Here is a 1,080-nt window from a genome sequence, read left to right as displayed (position 1 = left end):
CACCAGGTGAGGGGCGTCGTCGCCCGCGGCAAGGGTGCACCGGTCACCGTCGAGACGATCACCGTGCCGGACCCCGGCCCGGGCGAGGCGGTCGTCGACGTCGCGGCGTGCGGGGTGTGCCACACCGATCTGCACTACCGCGAGGGCGGCATCAGCGACGAGTTCCCCTTCCTGCTCGGCCACGAGGCCGCGGGCACGGTGGCCGCCGTCGGCGAGGGCGTCACCGACGTGGCCGCCGGCGACTTCGTCGTCCTCAACTGGCGGGCGGTGTGCGGCCGGTGCCGCGCCTGCGCCAGGGGCGAGCCGCAGTACTGCTTCGCCACGCACAACGCCGCGCAGAAGATGACCCTGGCCGACGGCACCGAGCTGTCCCCCGCGCTGGGCATCGGCGCGTTCGCGGACAAGACGCTGGTGCACGCCGGCCAGTGCACCAAGGTCGACCCGGCCGCACCGGCCACCGCCGCCGGGCTGCTCGGCTGCGGGGTGATGGCCGGCGTCGGCGCGGCGATCAACACCGGCGGCGTGCGCCGCGGGGAGTCCGTCGCCGTCTTCGGCTGCGGCGGCGTCGGCGACGCCGCCATCGCCGGCGCGCGGCTGGCCGGGGCGAGCACCGTCATCGCCGTCGACGTCGAGGACCGCAAGCTGCAGTGGGCCCGGCGGTTCGGCGCCACCCACACCGTCAACTCCGGCACCACCGATCCGGTCGAGGCCATCCGGGCGCACACCGGCGGGTTCGGCGTGGACGTCGCCATCGACGCCGTCGGGCACCCGGTGGTCTTCGAGCAGGCCTTCTACTCCCGCGACCTGGCCGGGCGGGTGGTGCTGGTCGGCGTCCCCACCCCCGACATGACCATCACCCTGCCGCTGCTGGAGGTGTTCGGCCGCGGCGGGACGGTCCGGTCCTCCTGGTACGGCGACTGCCTGCCCTCCCGGGACTTCCCGATGCTGGTCGACCTCTACCGGCAGGGCCGCTTCCCGCTGGAGGAGTTCGTCAGCGAGACCATCGGCATCCACGACGTGGAGACCGCGTTCGACAAGATGCACCGCGGCGAGGTGCTGCGCAGCGTGGTCGTCCTCTGA

Annotated in this window: 1 protein-coding gene; it reads left to right on the top strand. The window is 74.2% G+C overall.

Annotation, left to right across the window (positions count from 1 at the left end):
- On the top strand, positions 1-1,080 hold a 1,080-nt coding region (locus CHB98_RS20905), incomplete at its 5' end, for an S-(hydroxymethyl)mycothiol dehydrogenase (protein WP_089307537.1).

It is taken from the genome of Geodermatophilus pulveris, assembly GCF_900188375.1.
In the GTDB taxonomy this organism is placed as follows: Bacteria; Actinomycetota; Actinomycetes; order Mycobacteriales; family Geodermatophilaceae; genus Geodermatophilus; species Geodermatophilus pulveris.
Note: the sequence above shows the minus strand (reverse complement) of the source record. Positions and strands in the feature narration are given on the sequence as shown.